The following is a 15,640-nucleotide window of genomic DNA, read 5'->3' as shown; positions in this document are numbered from 1 at the left end:
TAGCTAAGGCTTTCTTTAGTTTAGGCTATTTAGCGTTAACGCGACGCTCAATTGCATCCATTAATTTACCTGTAACTGAAATATCAAAAGCGGCTTCAATTTCACGGATACAAGTAGGGCTAGTCACGTTAATTTCAGTCAGCTTGTCGCCGATAACATCAAGCCCAACAAAGATTAAGCCTTTCTCTTTCAGTGCTGGAGCAACTGCTCTTGCGATAGCCCAGTCTGTTTCACTTAGAGGACGAGCTTCACCTGTACCGCCAGCAGCAAGGTTACCTCGAGTTTCCCCTTTTGCAGGAATACGCGCTAGACAGTAAGGCATTGGCTCACCGTCAACCACAAGAATACGCTTATCACCATTGCTGATGTCTGGAACAAAAGTTTGTGCCATTGCGTAGTTCTGACCGTGGTTGGTCAAGGTTTCAATAATAACTGATACGTTTGGATCGCCTTCTTTCACACGGAAGATAGACGCGCCGCCCATGCCATCAAGTGGTTTTAGAATCACGTCGCCGTGTTCTTCTCGGAACGCTTTAATTTTTTCAGCTTTACGAGTCACGATGGTGGTCGGTGTCAGTTCAGGGAACCATGCCGTGAACAACTTCTCGTTACAGTCACGTAGGCTTTGTGGTTTGTTGACGATCAGTGCGCCGTTCTCTTCAGCACGCTCAAGAATGTAAGTTGCGTAGATGTACTCAGTATCAAACGGAGGATCTTTACGCATTAGTACCGCATCTAAATCGGATAGCGCGATAGTCTGTTCTGATTTGAACTCGTACCAACCGTTTGGATCTTCTTTTAGTTCAACAACCTTAGTGTCAGCAATGGCTACGCCTTGATCTAAATGTAGATCATCCATTTCCATGTAATGGATTTCGTAACCACGACGCTGAGCTTCAAGCATCATGGCAAAGCTAGAGTCTTTTTTGATGTTAATGGATGAAATTGGATCCATTACGATGCCAAGTTTGATCATTTTTTTCTCCTAGCCTAGATCGCCAAAACGGACTTGTAAGGCAGTAATTGCGGTTAGAGCTGCTGTTTCGGTACGAAGTACACGTGGGCCGAGTAGCGTCTCTTCAAATTTGTATTGTTCTGTCATGCCGATTTCTTCAGCCGACAAGCCACCTTCAGGGCCGATCAATAGGCGTACCTTACTGATAGGTTCTGGAAGGGTATTAATTGAGTATTTTGCACGAGGATGTAAGTTCAGCTTTAATGCTTCACTCGGTTCGCTACACCACTCTTCAAGTTGCATGATAGGGCGAATGACTGGAACCGTATTGCGGCCACACTGTTCACACGCCGCGATAGTAATCTTTTGCCACTGTGCGAGTTTTTTCTCGAAGCGTTTTGTATCAAGCTTAACGCCACAGCGCTCTGAAATTAAAGGGGTAATGGTGTTCACACCAAGCTCAACCGATTTCTGAATCGTGAACTCCATTTTGTCGCCACGTGAAATCACTTGGCCTAAATGTAAGTCTAACGGAGATTCGCTGCTGCGTTCGATGCGTTCAGAAACATTAACGGTGACATTTTTCTTTGATACTTCGGCTATCGTCGCAGGGAATTCAGCGCCACTGCCATCAAATAGAAGGACTTCTTGGCCTTCTTTCATGCGAAGGACACGACCAACATGACCCGCGGCATCTTCGCCTAAAGCGAGTGAACCTAACTGATGAATGCGTTCTGGGTGATGAATACGAGGGATTCTCATGCTGGTAAACCTATAAATATGTTCATTTGGGTATTTTGTCTCTGCTTAACATGGATGCTTTTAGTTGAAAAAACAAGGGTAGAGCAAGAGTTTCAGGGGCAATTCTGAAACTCTTGTTTGAGATAGTTAGGAATGTTGATTGTACGAGCGACGTTATTTACAAGCAGGGTAAACAAATGGGTTGTGATTACCTTGGATGGCATAGATTCGCTCATCACGAGTACATTCCCACTTGTCGACAGGAAATTGCTTGTTCCACGCCATCATTAGGTTGGTTTGTTGCTTAGATAGTTTGAAACCATACTCTTGGCTCATGTAAAGGTAAGTACGCGCGATAGAGCCTTTTGCTCTGTCTGGCGGCATAACTTTACGCTGCTTGAAGTTGACCTGCATTTCACACTGACCATAGCTCACACCATCCATGCCATTCCACTGACTGAAGTTGTAGTTGGAGCGATCACCGTTAACCTCGCCAATGGCCGGAGTTAGGTTGTGAAGGTCGGCTTCCATGGATTTGAATATTTTGTCATTGCGAGTGCAGTTCTTGCGCCCACCATCTTGCCAACACTGACGCTGGTGGCCAAATTGCCAAGCTGGAACCACGTGTTCCCACTCAATTCGACTCGCCCGCTTTTGTTGTTTTCGGACTTGATAGCCACAGCCATCAAGGTCGGGAATGCCTTTCTTTTTGTCCTTCCATGTAATGTCACAGCCGCAATAAAATGAAGTCGGATGGTCGAGGTAAATCTTCACCGCTTCTCTTTTTGCTTTGGAAAATGAGCTCGGTGGTGCGGCGAGAACGCTTTGGGTTACCAGTAGGCCAAATACTATTGTTAAGTAAAAAGATACAGGTAGGCCAAATGCTTTGAAGGTGAGTTTTTGCATAGAAAAAGACTGATAAAAGTATGATAAACATCAGTCTAGCACTCAAATGTTAGATCTCTCTATTAGATTTGTTCTACCGAGTAAATCAACCTGTCACTAGCTTAGTTGAGTTCCCGTGAAAGCTAAGGTTTGCTGGCACAATTGGCAGCGGTAGGTCGATTGATTCCGAAGTACTTTGTTGTGTCGTCTGATTGATAATGGGTAAGTGGTGCACTCACATCGATATTCAAAGGTTTTCCCTTGAACTGACGCGATTTCAAAGCTGTGAGTTGTTCTGGCTGGCACGTTGAATACTTTTTCCATCACGTATTTCCACTCGTTTCCGTGAGGCCTAACACGTCCGAAAACCTGATGCGTGATCAGGTGTGCGAGTTCATGTGGCACAACCTCGTTGATGAAGGCATCTTCATTTTCAGAAAATAGTACGTGGTTGAGCTTAATTTCGTTGAGCTGAAGGTAGGCCTTTCCCGCCGCTTTGCCTCTTAACTTGAAGGTGATAGTTGGGTGTGGAAATTCACGAGAGAAATGTTGATTTGCGATAGCTAGGCATTCGGCCAATTTCTTATTTGCTCGGTGTTGTTGCGGGGTGTAAGACAAACGTTGTTAACTCCAAATAAAAGGCCTCAGCGTTTAAACCAAGGCCTAATCATAACATTGCTTGTTGATCTAGCGATGCTTTACACGTGATGTTTTTTCTTAATGATCTCGTGATAAGCGTGCCATGTAGCATAGCCAAGTAGCGGCATGGTGACGATCATTCCGATGCCGTAGGTGGCAAAACCCACCAAAATACCGGCACAAATAATACTCGCCCAAACCACTATTGCAGGGATGTTCGATTTCACGGCATTAAAGCTAGTGAAAATCGCACTCATCACATCAACGCGTCTCTCCATCATTAACGGAATTGAAAATGCTGAGATGCTAAATATGAGGCTTGCGATAACAAAACCAATCACAGAACCCGTAATTAAGAAGGGAGCGAACTCAGCCAGTGGTGCGCCTTGCACTGAAGGGTAGAGCGCGTGCAATAATGCAGCGATACGCATCCAGAATATCATCGCAACCATCAATACGATCGCAAAGGCCCATTGGTGGGTGGAGTTGCGAGTGATGGCTTTCATCGAGTGCAGTAGGCTTGCGTTGTGGCCTTTTTCTCTTTCCCAAGCTGCGTCATACAAGCCCAGAGCAAGAAACGGCCCTATTAGCATGTACACGATCAGGCTTGGCATTACGACCAAGTGTGTTCCTTGCCATTGGACAAGCTGAACAATGGCGATTGCCGCTCCCATAAAGCACAAACCGTAGAATGCGCTGATTAATGGCATTCTTACTAAGTCATGCAGAGCAAGCGACAACCAATGAAAGGGTGCGGAAATACTGATTTGGTTGCAAGGAATGGTGCGAGCGTAATCCTTATCGCTGACCTTGTGTTTTTTATCGTTCAGTTCGGATGGGTGCGCGGTACGAGGCATAGATCCCCCTAGTTAAATAACGTCCTAGTTATAATTCCATAAGGCTCATCGATGTGGCTTGTGTGAGAGTTATGGTGTTGAGCTAAATTGCTCTTTGTCATCCCAGTTATTGTTCTAGCGTGCATTTAACGAGCGTTATCAGACTGAATTAATTTAAGTTAAATGTGAGCTTGATCGTCTAGGAGTTACCTTAACTATTGTCAGTAGTGCTAGAAAACACAAATTATCAGCGGCTTTTTATACTAAGTGGTTGACGGTAAAGAAGGGCGTTAGGGAAGGGTATTGTGAGTGAAAGTTCGGTAAGTACATAAAAATAAAGCCCTTACTAAGCAGTAAGGGCTTTAAAGGAACACATCGCAGTGGCTAAATTATTTTAGGCCAGCGAAGTCCGCAAGGATTGCTGCTTTGTCAGTCGCTTCCCAAGGGAACTCTTCACGACCGAAGTGACCGTATGCAGCAGTTTGCTTGTAGATAGGCTGAAGAAGGTTCAGCATCTCTTGAAGGCCGTATGGACGTAGGTCGAAGTTTTGACGAACAGCTTCAATGATGATTTCGTGTGCTACTTTCTCAGTACCGAACGTTTCAACCATGATAGATGTTGGATCAGCAACACCGATAGCGTAAGACAGTTGAATCTCACAACGGTCAGCCATACCAGCAGCAACGATGTTTTTCGCAACGTAACGTGCTGCGTAAGCTGCAGAACGGTCAACTTTTGATGGATCTTTACCTGAGAATGCACCGCCACCGTGACGAGCTGCGCCGCCGTAGGTATCAACGATGATCTTACGACCAGTTAAACCACAGTCACCCATTGGGCCACCGATTACGAAACGGCCTGTTGGGTTGATGAAGAAGTTAGTATCTTTGTTGATCCACTCAGCAGGAAGTACTGGCTTGATGATTTCTTCCATTACTGCTTCGCGTAGGTCAGGCGTTGTTACTGAATCACAGTGTTGAGTAGAAAGAACAACAGCATCGATACCAACGATCTTACCTTGGTCGTATTGGAAAGTAACTTGAGATTTCGCATCTGGGCGAAGGAAGTCAAGCTTACCGCTCTTACGTACTTCAGCTTGCTTCTTAACAAGAAGGTGAGAGTAAGTAATTGGAGCTGGCATTAGGATAGGAGTTTCGTTAGTCGCGTAACCAAACATGATGCCTTGGTCGCCTGCGCCTTGCTCTTTAGGGTCTTCTTTATCAACACCTTGGTTGATGTCTGGAGACTGCTTACCAATTGTGTTTAAAACAGCACAAGAGTCAGCGTCAAAGCCCATGTCAGAATGAACGTAACCAATTTCACGTACTGTTTCACGAGTGATTTCTTCGATATCAACCCATGCAGACGTTGTTACTTCACCGCCAACCATAACCATGCCGGTTTTAACGTAAGTCTCACAAGCAACACGTGCTTTTGGATCTTGTTCCAAGATGGCATCAAGAACAGCATCAGAGATTTGGTCTGCAATTTTATCTGGATGGCCTTCTGAAACAGATTCAGAAGTGAATAGGTGCTTAGCCATGAGAGCTCCACTTTTAGTTTTTGGTGTAAATAGTTTATGGCGTCGCAAGCTAGGAAGCGCCGCCATTAAATACAGTATATTTTGTAGGTGTTTCTACATCTAGACGGCTATTCTAAATTCCAGCGGTCGAATTACAAGCTCTTTTTTATGATATGTCATAACTAATCGTTTGCGTATCGATCGAGATAAGCCACTGCCAAGTGATGTAAATGTTCGAAAATTGCGAAAAATGACCGTTAAAATGCCAGTAAAACGTTTGCAGTCGCAATAGTCGTTTGAGAGAATACCCGCGCTAATAAAAATGAAAACTTTAGCAATTATCTCTTTTTTAAATCGCTTATGTATCCAGGAGCAGACATGCCTTCTCGTAAAGATCTAGCCAATGCAATCCGCGCACTTAGCATGGACGGTGTTCAACAAGCAAATTCAGGCCACCCAGGCGCACCTATGGGCATGGCTGACATCGCTGAGGTTCTTTGGCGTGGCCACTTGAACCACAACCCAGCAAACCCAGAATGGGCTGACCGCGACCGTTTTATCCTGTCTAACGGCCATGGTTCAATGTTGATTTATTCTCTGCTTCACCTTGCAGGTTACGAGCTTTCAATTGAAGACCTGAAAAACTTCCGTCAACTGCACTCTAAGACTCCAGGTCACCCTGAGTACGGTTACGCTCTTGGTATCGAAACAACGACTGGTCCTCTAGGTCAAGGCATCACTAACGCTGTTGGTATGGCAATGGCTGAGAAAGCACTGGCGGCACAGTTCAACAAAGAAGGCCACGACATCGTAGACCACTACACTTATGCATTCATGGGTGATGGCTGTCTGATGGAAGGTATCTCTCACGAAGCATGTTCTCTAGCAGGTACGCTAGGTCTTGGTAAGCTGGTTGCTTTCTGGGATGACAACGGCATCTCTATCGATGGTGAAGTTGAAGGTTGGTTCTCTGACGATACACCTAAGCGTTTTGAAGCATACGGTTGGCACGTAATCCCAGCAGTAGATGGTCACGACTCTGATGCTATCAACGCAGCGATTGAAGCGGCTAAAGCGGATCCTCGTCCAACGCTTATCTGTACTAAAACTATCATCGGTTTTGGTTCTCCAAACAAAGCGGGTACGCATGACTGTCACGGTGCTCCACTAGGCGCTGATGAAATCACAGCAACTAAAGCAGCATTGGGTTGGGAACACGGTCCTTTCGAAATCCCAGCAGATATCGCAGCTGAGTGGAATGCGAAAGAAGCAGGCGCAGCGAAAGAAGCAGCGTGGAACGCGAAGTTTGACGCATACGCAGCGGCTTACCCAGAGCTAGCAGCTGAATTCAAACGTCGTACTAACGGCGAGCTACCCGCTGAGTGGGAAGAGAAAGCAAACGCAATCATTGCTGATCTTCAAGCTAACCCAGCAAACATCGCTTCACGTAAAGCATCTCAAAACGCACTAGAAGCGTTTGGTCAAATGCTTCCAGAATTCATGGGCGGCTCTGCTGACCTTGCGCCTTCTAACCTGACTATGTGGTCTGGTTCTAAGTCTCTTGAAGCAACTGACTTTTCTGGTAACTACATCCATTACGGTGTACGTGAATTCGGTATGACGGCTATCATGAACGGTATCGCTCTGCACGGTGGTTTCGTGCCATACGGCGCAACGTTCCTAATGTTCATGGAATACGCGCGTAACGCAATGCGTATGGCTGCTCTGATGAAAGTTCAGAACATCCAAGTTTACACGCACGATTCTATCGGCTTAGGCGAAGATGGCCCTACTCACCAACCGGTTGAGCAGATCGCTTCTCTACGTCTGACTCCAAACATGAGCACATGGCGTCCATGTGACCAAGTTGAATCTGCAGTGGCTTGGAAACTGGCTATTGAGCGTAAAGATGGTCCTTCATCTCTAATCTTCTCTCGTCAAAACCTTGCACAACAAGATCGTAATGCTGAGCAAGTTGCTAACATCGCTAAGGGTGGTTACATCCTGAAAGATTGTGAAGGCAAGCCAGAGCTAATCATCATTGCAACTGGTTCTGAAGTTGAGCTTGCAGTTGAAGCTGCTGCACAACTAACCGCTGAAGGTAAAGCTGTACGCGTAGTATCTATGCCTGCAACTGACGCATTCGACAAGCAAGACGCTGAATACCGTGAGTCTGTACTTCCATCTGATGTTACAGCGCGTATCGCAGTAGAAGCTGGCATCGCTGACTTCTGGTACAAATACGTTGGCTTCGGTGGCAAGATCATCGGTATGACAACGTTCGGCGAATCTGCACCAGCAGGTGAGCTATTCAAGATGTTCGGTTTCACTACTGAAAACGTAGTAAACACAGCGAAAGAGCTTCTTGCTTAATCATTGACTGATGGCCTGTGCTAACAGTTAAATGAAGGAAAAACCGAGCGCTGAGCTCGGTTTTTTGTATCTGGGATTTGTTTCTTCTAGGCTTATCTCTACAAGCAACAGATTAACCTGTCCTAACTAAACGGGGTTATTCAAGTAATGCCTTTTGGGTAGGATTCAGTTATCATCTGTTGCACGAAATTTTGGTTAGATGTACGGAAATATGCTAAAAGTCGCGATAAACGGATTTGGACGAATAGGGCGTAATGTATTACGCGCTGTCTATGAAAGTGGCAAAAGCCAACAAATCAAAGTAGTAGCTGTTAATGAGCTTGCTCAGCCTGACGCTATGGCTCACCTATTGCAGTACGACACCAGTCACGGCCGCTTCGGTAAGAAAATCTCTAACGATCAAGAGCACATTTATGTCCATCATGGCATTGGTGCTGAAGACAAGGGTGAGTTTGATACCATTCGTATCTTACATCTTGCTGATATTGAGCTGTTGCCTTGGCGTGACCTTGAGGTGGATATCGTTCTCGATTGTACCGGTGTTTATGGTTGCCGAGATGACGGCCTCGCGCACATTGCTGCAGGGGCGAAAAAGGTACTGTTTTCTCACCCCGGTGCCAATGACCTCGATAACACCATTATCTATGGTGTGAACCACGATACCATCGAAGCGGACCACCAAATCGTTTCCAATGGTTCGTGCACCACCAACTGTATTGTCCCTATCATTAAGGTTCTTGATGACGCCTTTGGTATCGAGTCCGGTACGATTACGACTATTCACTCTTCAATGAATGATCAACAAGTTATCGATGCGTACCACAGCGATTTGCGTCGTACTCGAGCAGCAAGCCAATCGATCATTCCTGTCGATACCAAGTTGCATAAAGGTATTGAAAGAATCTTCCCGAAATTTTCCAACAAATTTGAAGCTATATCTGTGCGTGTGCCGACGGTAAACGTAACAGCGATGGATTTAAGTGTCACAATTAATGCAAATGTGAAAGTTAATGACGTAAATCAAACCATTGTTAATGCATCCCAGTGTACATTACACAATATAGTTGACTATACTGAAGCGCCGCTCGTTTCCATCGACTTTAATCACGATCCCCATAGCGCAATCGTTGATGGTTCACAAACGCGAGTGAGCAACGGCCACTTAGTTAAAATGCTAGTGTGGTGTGATAATGAATGGGGCTTTGCGAACCGAATGCTGGATACGGTTCTTGCAATGCAAGCTTCTGAAGGCAAGAAGTAAGACCTAGAAGCAAATGTGCGGATTATTTATTTTTTAGCTTGAAATAAATACTAAGAGTCCACATATTATTAGTAGTGAAAGAATTACCAGTTGAATAATTTATAGGCTTAGCAGGGTTGCTGAGTTTCCAAAACTTTATATTTATTTAAATTTGAGAGGACAAATCATGTCTGTGATCAAGATGACTGACCTGGAACTTGCAGGTAAACGCGTATTTATCCGTGCTGACCTAAACGTACCAGTAAAAGACGGTAAAGTAACTTCAGATGCACGTATCCTTGCATCTCTACCAACTATCAAACTTTGCCTAGAAGCTGGCGCAAAGGTAATGGTTACTTCTCACCTTGGTCGTCCTACTGAAGGCGAATACAACGAAGAGTTCTCTCTAGCTCCTGTAGTTAACTACCTAAACGACGCACTAGACTGCGAAGTTAAACTAGCTAAAGATTACGTAAACGGCCTAGAGCTAAACGCTGGTGAACTTGTTGTTCTTGAAAACGTTCGTTTCAACAAAGGCGAGAAGAAGAACGAAGAAGCACTTTCTAAGCAATACGCTGCACTATGTGACATCTTTGTAATGGATGCATTCGGTACAGCTCACCGTGCTCAAGCTTCTACACACGGCGTTGGTACTTACGCTCCTGTAGCATGTGCTGGCCCTCTTCTAGCTGCTGAGCTTGAAGCGCTTGGTAAAGCAATGGACAACCCAGCTCGCCCACTAGTGGCTATCGTTGGTGGTTCTAAAGTTTCTACTAAACTAACCGTTCTAGAATCTCTTTCTAAAATTGCTGACCAGCTTGTTGTTGGTGGTGGTATCGCGAACACATTCATCGCTGCTGAAGGCCACAACGTAGGTAAGTCTCTATACGAAGCTGACCTAGTTGAAACGGCTCAAAAGCTAATGAAAGAGTGTGCTATCCCAGTAGCAACTGACGTTGCATGTGCTAAAGCATTCGACGAAAACGCAGAAGCTGAAATCAAGCACGTTTCTGAAGTTCAAGACGACGACATGATCTTCGACCTTGGTCCAGATTCAACTGCGGCACTAGCTGAAATCATCGGCAACGCGAAAACAATCCTTTGGAACGGCCCTGTAGGCGTATTCGAATTCAAGAACTTCGAAGCGGGTACAGCTGGTATCTCTAAAGCAATCGCTGAGTCTGCAGGTTTCTCTGTAGCAGGTGGTGGTGACACGCTAGCAGCTATCGATAAGTTCGGTATCAAAGCTGACGTTTCTTACATCTCTACTGGCGGTGGCGCTTTCCTTGAATTCGTTGAAGGTAAAGTACTTCCTGCAGTAGCAATGCTTGAAGAGCGTGCTAAAGCATAATTGATTTAGAAAGGCGAGATGTGAATCTCGCCTTTTAACGTTTGCTGCATATCACACTTTTTTGCTAGAATGGCATAAGTTGTGAGCAAACGATTGCAAGTTTTTAAACTTAAGTTTTTTAATCTTAAAACGATAGAATAAATAGGACTATTTCCATGTCTAAGATCTTCGATTTTGTAAAACCTGGTGTGATTTCTGGCGATGACGTACAGAAAGTATTTGAAGTAGCAAAAGAAAACAAATTTGCTCTTCCTGCTGTAAACGTTGTTGGTACTGACTCTGTAAACGCAGTACTAGAAGCAGCTGCTAAAGTTAAAGCTCCAGTAGTTGTTCAGTTCTCTAACGGCGGCGCTGCATTCTTCGCAGGTAAAGGCGTTAAACTTGAAGGTCAAGGCGCACAAGTTCTTGGCGCTGTAGCTGGTGCAAAATACGTACACGCTGTAGCTGAAGCTTACGGTGTTCCAGTTATCCTGCACACTGACCACGCTGCTAAGAAACTTCTTCCATGGATCGACGGTCTACTAGACGCTGGTGAAGAGTTCTTCGCACAAACTGGTAAGCCTCTATTCTCTTCTCACATGCTAGACCTTTCTGAAGAGTCTCTAGAAGAGAACATCGAAACATGTGCTAAGTACCTAGAGCGCATGGCTAAAATGAACATGACAATCGAGATCGAACTTGGTTGTACTGGTGGTGAAGAAGACGGCGTTGATAACTCTGATATGGACGCATCTGAGCTTTACACTTCTCCAGAAGACGTAGCATACGCTTACGAGAAACTAATGGCTGTTAGCCCACGTTTCACTATCGCTGCATCTTTCGGTAACGTACACGGTGTTTACCAAGCTGGTAACGTTGTACTTACTCCAACTATCCTACGTGACTCTCAAGCATACTGTGCAGAGAAGTTCGGTATCGCACCTAACGCTCTAAACTTCGTATTCCACGGTGGTTCTGGTTCTTCTGAAGCAGAAATCCAAGAGTCTATCGGCTACGGTGTTATCAAAATGAACATCGATACTGATACACAGTGGGCAACTTGGGACGGTATCCGTCAGTACTCTGCTGACAACTTCGATTTCCTACAAGGTCAAATCGGCAACCCAACTGGCGAAGCTGCTCCAAACAAGAAGTACTACGATCCACGCGTATGGCTACGTGCTGGTCAAGCTTCAATGGTTGCTCGTCTAGAGAAAGCATTTGCTGACCTTAACGCTGTAGACGTACTATAATTCTTTGAATTAAGTACTCTTTAAGTTTTAAAAACCCGCTCATTGAGCGGGTTTTTTTATATCTGATAAAAACTTGTACTAAATATGTGAAAAACCTAGCGTGCGGTGAATAAATTTCGTAGTCTTTTAGTTATCGGTATTTGTGTTTATCGGTAAGTTTTAATAATTCAAAAGCTTACATAAATATGACTTTGCAATCTGTCAAAGATAGGATATCGTGCCGAAAAACTGAACTTGGTTCAGTTTATAAAAAGGACTTGGCTTTAATTTACTTTTAACACAATGACTTAACGGTAATTACACTGTTTATTATATTGCAGAGTAAATGAGGCTTAAGGCAGTTTAGCCCATAGCATATTATATAGAGGATGCACATTATGGCTGATAGTTCGACAGCGATTGAGACTCCACTTGTGGATGGTTTGTCTCAAGCAGAGCAGTGGTTAACAAATAATTCAGATTTATTTATCCAATATGGCGTAAATATCATTTCAGCACTGATAATTCTATTTATTGGTAACCTTATTGTTAAAGCAGTAGCGAATAGCGTGTCTAAGGTTCTTCAGAAGAAGAAAATGGACCGAGCAGTTGTGGAGTTCGTCCATGGTTTAGTTCGTTACTTGTTGTTTGTGATTGTTTTAATTGCTGCACTTGGTCGTTTAGGTGTTCAAACGGCATCTGTAGTTGCTGTTATTGGTGCGGCTGGTTTAGCCGTTGGTCTTGCACTACAAGGCTCACTATCTAACTTTGCTGCTGGTGTACTTATCGTTGCATTCCGTCCATTTAAGTCTGGTGACTATGTGGAAATTGGTGGTGTGGCAGGTTCAGTTGATTCTATTCAAATCTTCCAAACGGTTCTAACAACGCCAGACAACAAAATGGTTGTAGTACCTAACGGTAGCGTTATCGGCAGCCCAATCACAAACTATTCTCGTCATGCGACGCGCCGTATTGATCTAATGATTGGTGTTTCTTACAACGCTGATCTTCAGAAGACAAAAGCGCTACTGACTAAGATCTGTGAATCTGATGAGCGTGTACTGAAAGAACCTGGCGTTCAAGTTGGTGTTCATACGCTTGCTGATTCTTCAGTTAACTTCGTTGTTCGTCCATGGGTTAGCACTGCTGACTACTGGAATGTTTATTTCGACCTGATGCAAGCAATCAAAGAAGGCTTGGATAACGAGGGTATCGAAATTCCATTCCCGCAAATGGATGTACACATGAATAAAGTAGAAGCTTAATTCCTAGTTAGTTTTTATAACTATAAGCTTTTATAAGGAAAGGCGGATAACTTAGGTTATCCGCCTTTTTTGTTGGTTTCATGAAGCTAAATAGATTTACCAGTATTGCTCAATAAGTCCATCGGTAAGCACCGTTGCTATGGCGAACATCATGGTTGCGACTGCGATATCAATGCCTTTCTTAACCTTAGGTTTAGATAGCGTCGGGCCTAGTTTTGCAGCGCCTAATGACAAAGAATAGAACCAGACGAACGAAGCCAATATAGTCCCCATAGCAAATGCAATTCTGTCGTTGCCTTCAAATTGCCCACCAATGGATCCAAGAATTACCACGGTATCCAAATAGAGATGTGGGTTTAATACTGTTACTGCCAATGCCCCTAAAATAACGGTGCGCTTGCCACGCGCTAATATCTCACCTTTCGACTCATCACTGGTGCGCACTTTGAATGCACTGCGTAGTGAGAGCAAACCATACACAGTCAGAAAAGCGATGCCACCTAGTGTCACTGAGGTAAGCAGTAATTCATTTTGCGACAAGATCGCTCCGCCGCCAAAAATGCCTAATGAGATAAACAGAGTATCGAGCAGGCTACAAATCGTTGCTGTCGTTAAATGATGATTGCGTTTTATCCCTTGATTTAGGACGTACGCATTCTGAGCGCCAATAGGGATAATCATACTTGCCCCTAGACCAAAACCTTGTAATAAAACCCAAAAACTCATTTTAACCTCCACTTATTTAACGATATTTACGTGCTATATGGCGAAGATACTCTGACCCTTTAAATAAGTATAATTAATGATTTTAATCCATTATTAGAGTTGCTAATGTGGTGATGAGTTAGCTTAAAAAGGAAGCAAATTGATGCGCGGATTGGATTATAAATGGATTGAAGCACTGGATGCTGTAGTAAAACAACGTAGTTTCGAAAGGGCTGCTGAGCAGTTATATATCTCCCAGTCGGCGGTATCTCAACGCATCAAACAGCTGGAAAAGTGGTTGGCTCAGCCAGCCTTGGTGAGAGAAAGCCCGCCTAGGCCAACGCCTGCGGGTAAAAAACTACTGGGCTTATATCGCCGTGTTCGTTTGTTAGAGCACGAGCTTGTGCCTGAGTTGATGAATGAAGAGGGTAATCAACCACTATCGATATCCATAGCCACCAACGCTGATAGTTTGGCGACATGGTTGCTACCAGCTTTGTCGGATGTGATTAAGTCTCGCCAAGTCGAGTTGAACCTCGCGATTCATGGTGAGTCGAGAACCATTGAAAAGATTAAAAGTGGCGAGGTGGCCGGTGCAATCAGTTTGGAGTCTCAAGCGATTCCTGGCTGCAGTGCTGACTATCTCGGTAGGATGGATTATGTGTGCGTGGCTAGCCCTGACTTTCATCAGCGTTACTTTGCAGAGGGCGTAAACTACGCCACCTTAAGCAAAGCACCTGCGGTTTCCTATGATCAATACGATGATCTGCATAAGAAGTTTCTGCATGATCATTTTAACGTCCCGAGAGACAGTGTGATCAATCATACAGTCGGCAGTTCAGAAGCATTTGTGCGCTTGGCATTATCGGGTGTAGCCTATTGCTTGATCCCCCGATTACAGATTATCGATGAGCTCGAGTCTGGTGCTCTGATTGATATTACCCCTGGCTTTCTGCTCTCTTATCGCATCTATTGGCACCATTGGCAGCTTGAGAGCGGAGTATTAAAAGAGGTATCCCAAGCAATATTGAGTTTTGCTCACAATCACTTACCTCAGTAAACTGTTGGTTTTTTCAGCGTCAAAGTTCTGTTAGAAGTGTGTGCTCTGGATTGGCTAAACGATAAATTGCTCTATGATGAAAGGACATTTGTTTAGCATAGGTCATACCTAATGAAGCTTGTACCAAAGATGTTAGCAACGTCTCTTACTCTTACTGCGGCGTTGAGTGCTGTGAGTTTTCCATCATTGGCTGACTCTCCATCCTTTCCTCATATTTCAACGACAGGCTATGGTGAAGTGATCGCTACACCTGATATGGCGACATTCTCTGTGAGAGTCGTGGAATCGACGATGACTGCTGAACAGGCTAAAAATACCGTTGATAAAGTCGTGACAGGCTTTCTAAACAAGCTGCATCAAGCTGGTGTTGATGAGGCGAGTGTACACAGCTCTAACCTGTATTTATCTCCTCAATATCATTACCCGAAAGATGGCAAACCGGAACTGGTTGGCTACCGCGCCTCACGTAATGTGACCGTTCAAGTGACTGAGCTAGCTAATCTTAATGAGTACATGGATATTGCGATTGGAGAAGGCATTAATCAGATCGACAACATCCAACTGCAAGTTCGCGACCAAGCTAAGTATCAAGAGCAAGCGCGCTTAGAAGCCATTAAAGATGCGACATCAAAAGCTAAATCATTGGCGAGTGGTTTTGAGCGCGAGTTAGGTGATGTATGGCGCGTGGATTACAACGCCCAATCTTCTCAGCCAGTACTCATGCGTTCAATGGCGATGGATGCAAGAACAGAATCGAACTCTTATGAAGACTCAACGATCACCATTCGTGATCGCGTGAATGTGATCTACCAGATCGAAGAGTAATGACAGTGCTATAGAAGGTTTTGGATCATGA

General features: G+C 44.5%; 14 protein-coding genes. 7 read left to right on the top strand and 7 right to left on the bottom strand.

The genetic code is table 11. From position 1 onward, the window contains the following. Window positions 1-25: 25 nt before the first annotated feature. The 6 genes from gshB to metK all read right to left on the bottom strand — a co-directional run bounded on the left by gshB (window position 26) and on the right by metK (window position 5,600). Window positions 26-976, bottom strand: coding sequence for a glutathione synthase (gene gshB / locus AB6E78_RS10765; protein ID WP_004735482.1), 951 nt, complete (start codon window positions 974-976; stop codon window positions 26-28). A gap of 9 nt (window positions 977-985) precedes the next feature. Beyond that, window positions 986-1,717, bottom strand: a complete 732-nt coding sequence (gene rsmE / locus AB6E78_RS10760; protein ID WP_372133406.1) for a 16S rRNA (uracil(1498)-N(3))-methyltransferase — start codon at window positions 1,715-1,717, stop codon at window positions 986-988. 153 nt (window positions 1,718-1,870) lie between these two features. Continuing rightward, complete coding sequence (locus tag AB6E78_RS10755) at window positions 1,871-2,602, bottom strand: endonuclease (RefSeq protein WP_017063198.1); 732 nt, start codon at window positions 2,600-2,602, stop codon at window positions 1,871-1,873. 96 nt (window positions 2,603-2,698) lie between these two features. Next, window positions 2,699-3,199 carry a SprT family zinc-dependent metalloprotease gene (locus AB6E78_RS10750; protein ID WP_017062236.1) on the bottom strand — a complete coding sequence of 167 codons (501 nt, stop codon included), beginning with the start codon at window positions 3,197-3,199 and terminating at the stop codon, window positions 2,699-2,701. An 80-nt stretch (window positions 3,200-3,279) separates the two neighbouring features. Beyond that, window positions 3,280-4,077, bottom strand: a complete 798-nt coding sequence (locus AB6E78_RS10745) for a DUF2189 domain-containing protein (RefSeq protein WP_372111914.1) — start codon at window positions 4,075-4,077, stop codon at window positions 3,280-3,282. A 368-nt stretch (window positions 4,078-4,445) separates the two neighbouring features. After that, window positions 4,446-5,600 carry a methionine adenosyltransferase gene (gene metK, locus AB6E78_RS10740; RefSeq protein ID WP_017062234.1) on the bottom strand — a complete coding sequence of 385 codons (1,155 nt, stop codon included), beginning with the start codon at window positions 5,598-5,600 and terminating at the stop codon, window positions 4,446-4,448. A gap of 357 nt (window positions 5,601-5,957) precedes the next feature. Here metK and tkt point away from each other — a divergent pair, with 357 nt between their 5' ends. From tkt to mscS, 5 genes are all read left to right on the top strand, one after another. Beyond that, window positions 5,958-7,952 carry a transketolase gene (tkt, locus tag AB6E78_RS10735; protein WP_372133410.1) on the top strand — a complete coding sequence of 665 codons (1,995 nt, stop codon included), beginning with the start codon at window positions 5,958-5,960 and terminating at the stop codon, window positions 7,950-7,952. Window positions 7,953-8,163: 211 nt separating this feature from the next. Next, window positions 8,164-9,213, top strand: coding sequence for an erythrose-4-phosphate dehydrogenase (gene epd, locus AB6E78_RS10730; protein ID WP_032545627.1), 1,050 nt, complete (start codon window positions 8,164-8,166; stop codon window positions 9,211-9,213). A gap of 166 nt (window positions 9,214-9,379) precedes the next feature. Further along, entirely contained in the window at window positions 9,380-10,543 is a 1,164-nt protein-coding gene (locus AB6E78_RS10725; protein ID WP_017059064.1) for a phosphoglycerate kinase, read from the top strand. 155 nt (window positions 10,544-10,698) lie between these two features. Then, window positions 10,699-11,775 (top strand): class II fructose-bisphosphate aldolase, encoded by a 1,077-nt coding sequence (gene fbaA, locus AB6E78_RS10720; protein WP_010435694.1) that lies wholly within the window; start codon window positions 10,699-10,701, stop codon window positions 11,773-11,775. A 377-nt stretch (window positions 11,776-12,152) separates the two neighbouring features. Continuing rightward, window positions 12,153-13,019 carry a small-conductance mechanosensitive channel MscS gene (gene mscS, locus AB6E78_RS10715; RefSeq protein ID WP_017063201.1) on the top strand — a complete coding sequence of 289 codons (867 nt, stop codon included), beginning with the start codon at window positions 12,153-12,155 and terminating at the stop codon, window positions 13,017-13,019. Between the two features lie 96 nt (window positions 13,020-13,115). Here mscS and AB6E78_RS10710 read toward each other — a convergent pair whose 3' ends face one another. After that, on the bottom strand, window positions 13,116-13,745 hold the full coding sequence (locus AB6E78_RS10710) for a LysE/ArgO family amino acid transporter (protein ID WP_017059061.1): 630 nt from the start codon (window positions 13,743-13,745) through the stop codon (window positions 13,116-13,118). A gap of 142 nt (window positions 13,746-13,887) precedes the next feature. On the opposite strand from AB6E78_RS10710, the gene AB6E78_RS10705 reads away from it, so the two are divergent. After that, window positions 13,888-14,784, top strand: coding sequence for a LysR family transcriptional regulator ArgP (locus AB6E78_RS10705; RefSeq protein WP_017068706.1), 897 nt, complete (start codon window positions 13,888-13,890; stop codon window positions 14,782-14,784). A gap of 111 nt (window positions 14,785-14,895) precedes the next feature. Further along, complete coding sequence (locus tag AB6E78_RS10700; protein WP_017059059.1) at window positions 14,896-15,609, top strand: oxidative stress defense protein; 714 nt, start codon at window positions 14,896-14,898, stop codon at window positions 15,607-15,609. Window positions 15,610-15,640: the final 31 nt, after the last annotated feature.

This window comes from Vibrio sp. 10N.247.310.98, assembly GCF_041467395.1.
Taxonomy (GTDB): domain Bacteria; phylum Pseudomonadota; class Gammaproteobacteria; order Enterobacterales; family Vibrionaceae; genus Vibrio; species Vibrio crassostreae_C.
Note: the sequence above shows the minus strand (reverse complement) of the source record. Positions and strands in the feature narration are given on the sequence as shown.

Bases quoted from the DNA above. Each gene is read 5' to 3' on its own strand.
- gshB (WP_004735482.1), bottom strand. From the start codon at position 976: ATGATCAAACTTGGCATCGTAATGGATCCAATTTCATCCATTAACATC.
- rsmE (WP_372133406.1), bottom strand. From the start codon at position 1,717: ATGAGAATCCCTCGTATTCATCACCCAGAACGCATTCATCAGTTAGGT.
- AB6E78_RS10755 (WP_017063198.1), bottom strand. From the start codon at position 2,602: ATGCAAAAACTCACCTTCAAAGCATTTGGCCTACCTGTATCTTTTTAC.
- AB6E78_RS10745 (WP_372111914.1), bottom strand. From the start codon at position 4,077: ATGCCTCGTACCGCGCACCCATCCGAACTGAACGATAAAAAACACAAG.
- metK (WP_017062234.1), bottom strand. From the start codon at position 5,600: ATGGCTAAGCACCTATTCACTTCTGAATCTGTTTCAGAAGGCCATCCA.
- tkt (WP_372133410.1), top strand. From the start codon at position 5,958: ATGCCTTCTCGTAAAGATCTAGCCAATGCAATCCGCGCACTTAGCATG.
- epd (WP_032545627.1), top strand. From the start codon at position 8,164: ATGCTAAAAGTCGCGATAAACGGATTTGGACGAATAGGGCGTAATGTA.
- AB6E78_RS10725 (WP_017059064.1), top strand. From the start codon at position 9,380: ATGTCTGTGATCAAGATGACTGACCTGGAACTTGCAGGTAAACGCGTA.
- fbaA (WP_010435694.1), top strand. From the start codon at position 10,699: ATGTCTAAGATCTTCGATTTTGTAAAACCTGGTGTGATTTCTGGCGAT.
- mscS (WP_017063201.1), top strand. From the start codon at position 12,153: ATGGCTGATAGTTCGACAGCGATTGAGACTCCACTTGTGGATGGTTTG.
- AB6E78_RS10710 (WP_017059061.1), bottom strand. From the start codon at position 13,745: ATGAGTTTTTGGGTTTTATTACAAGGTTTTGGTCTAGGGGCAAGTATG.
- AB6E78_RS10705 (WP_017068706.1), top strand. From the start codon at position 13,888: ATGCGCGGATTGGATTATAAATGGATTGAAGCACTGGATGCTGTAGTA.
- AB6E78_RS10700 (WP_017059059.1), top strand. From the start codon at position 14,896: ATGAAGCTTGTACCAAAGATGTTAGCAACGTCTCTTACTCTTACTGCG.